Origin of the sequence: Streptomyces europaeiscabiei (genome assembly GCF_001550375.1) — a bacterium.
Lineage (GTDB): Bacteria > Actinomycetota > Actinomycetes > Streptomycetales > Streptomycetaceae > Streptomyces > Streptomyces europaeiscabiei.
On record NZ_LRTR01000212.1, the window covers coordinates 1 to 2,080 of the forward strand.

Sequence of the window (2,080 nt, forward strand, 5' to 3'; positions counted from 1 at the left end):
CCCGCGCCGCCGACCAGCTCGTGGCGGCGGGCGTGACCGTCGTCTGTCTCCCCCAGGGCGGCTGCGGCACCGTGGACCGCCGGGGCACCGCCCCCGTACAGCTTCTGCGGGCGGCAGGCGTGCGCGTCGCGGCGGGCAGCGGAGCACTGCGGGACGTGTCGAACCCCGTCGGGCGCGGGGACCCCCTGGAGGCGGCCTTTCTGCTGGCCTCCCGGTACGGGCTGCGGCCCGAGGAGGCGTACGACACCGTCAGCGGCGCGGCGCGTGCCGGGCTCGGCCTGCCCGAGGTGCGGGTCGAGGCCGGCTTTCCCGCCGAACTCCTCGCCGTACGGGGCGCCCGGCTCGCGGGGGTGCTGTCCCTCGCCTACAGCCGGATCGTCGTGCACCGGGGGCGCGTGGTGGCACGCACCAGCGCGGTGCGCGAGTACTGCGGCTCGGCGACCGGCGCGGCGCTGGATCTTCCCCGGCAGGGGCGGGGTGAGCCGTCCTGAAGGGTGTACCGCGGGCGGGAGGGGCACCGTCGTGTGACGCGTGAGCGGCACGCGCGCGTGGAGGCCACGTGCCTCCACGCGCGCGTGGCCGCAGCGAACGGGCGCCTTCGGCGAAAGGTGCCCGCCGGTGGCGACCGCTCCGCCCGCCGATGCGGTCAGACGCCGAACAGTCCGCTGCCCAGCGGGCCGCCGAACTCGTCGTCCGGGAGCTCGGTGGCGCCCTTGGGCGCGCTGACGTCGCCGGCCTTGCCGAAGGTGAGGACGAGGGGGGCCTTGGCGCCCTTGGGGTCGTCGGCGAGGACCGCGAGGTCGGTCTCGATCCGGGTCAAGTCACCGTTCTTCAGGGTGAAGTCGACGGCGACGTTCTTGTTCGGGGCGTCCTTCATGTCCTTGGCCGTGGGGAGTTCGGCTCCCGGCGGCAGATCGCCCTTGAGGGGCTGGAGCTTGTCGACCAGGCCGGTGAGCAGGTCGCGGAAGTTGGCCTTGGCCGTGATGACCTCGGTGCCGTCCTTGCCGTCCTTGGTCTTGAAACCGACCTCACGGGCCACGACACCGCGGAGGGCGTCGAGGATCTTCTTCTGGGTCTTGGCGTCGATCTCGTCGGAGCCGCCCGAGCCCGCACCGGCCCCCGCTTCCCCGGCGGCCTCCTGCAGGTCGCCGGTGTTCACCTTGACCCAGTCGCCCTCGAGGACCGGCCGCAGGTGCTGCTCGCTCTCGGGGAGTTCGTCGGCCGTCGGGAACGGCATGCCCATGGCGTCGCCCACGGCCTCCATGTCGGCGCGGTAGTACGTGTAGTCGCCGACGACCCGGTACTCGACGAGCACGCCCTCGTCGCCCGAGATCTTCATGCCCATCCCGGCGATGTCCTTCTCGCCGGACTCGGCCAGCGGCTTCTTCGACTTGACCGACACGTCGAGGCGCAGCCCGGTGAGGAACTCCGTCATCTCCGGCGGCATTTCCTCGCTGTCCTCGCCCATCAGCGCGAGGAGGTCGTCCGGGTCGGCGTCGAGCCGCATCCCGAAGGCCAGCGACTTCTGCTCGCCCAGTCGCTCCACGGCACTGTCGACCTTCTGCCCCGCGGTGAGGTTCTCGACGGTCCCGCACGCGGCGACCGTGACGAGCACGGCCGCGGCGCAGCCGACGCCGGTGAGGGCACGGCGGACTACGGGCGCCCCGGCAGCGGACGCGCGCTCCATGGACGTACGTACGACGGTCCTGCGCATGGCTGTACGCATGGTGGTGATGGTGTTCTCCCCGTGATTCCGGCGTTCGCCGACACGGCGAACACTGTTGAGACACACGGGACGGCCGGATGGTTGCGCGGCGAACGCATCCGTTCGGGCGTACGGTCGGAACCATGCGCATTGTCATCGCTGGAGGTCATGGTCAGATCGCGCTGCGGCTGGAGCGACTGCTCGCCGCGCGCGGTCACGAGGTCGCGGGGATCATCCGCCGCGCCGAACAGACGGACGATCTGCGCGCGGCCGGTGCCGAACCGGTGCTGTGCGATCTGGAGTCGGCGTCGGTCGAGGAGGTCGCCGCGCATCTGCGGGGCGCTGACGCCGCCGTGTTCGCGGCGGGCGCCGGGC

General features: G+C 72.5%; 2 protein-coding genes and 1 pseudogene. 2 read left to right on the forward strand and 1 reads right to left on the reverse strand.

Annotation, left to right across the window (positions count from 1 at the left end):
* Window positions 1-491: pseudogene (locus AWZ10_RS10515) on the forward strand (hydrolase); the annotation flags it as partial.
* A gap of 155 nt (window positions 492-646) precedes the next feature.
* On the opposite strand, the gene AWZ10_RS10520 reads toward AWZ10_RS10515, so the two are convergent.
* Window positions 647-1,726: a hypothetical protein gene (locus AWZ10_RS10520; protein WP_244172455.1), complete on the reverse strand. Its 1,080-nt coding sequence runs from the start codon at window positions 1,724-1,726 to the stop codon at window positions 647-649.
* A 122-nt stretch (window positions 1,727-1,848) separates the two neighbouring features.
* On the opposite strand from AWZ10_RS10520, the gene AWZ10_RS10525 reads away from it, so the two are divergent.
* A partial coding sequence (locus AWZ10_RS10525; RefSeq protein WP_159058245.1) for an NAD(P)H-binding protein occupies window positions 1,849-2,080 on the forward strand: 232 nt, incomplete at its 3' end.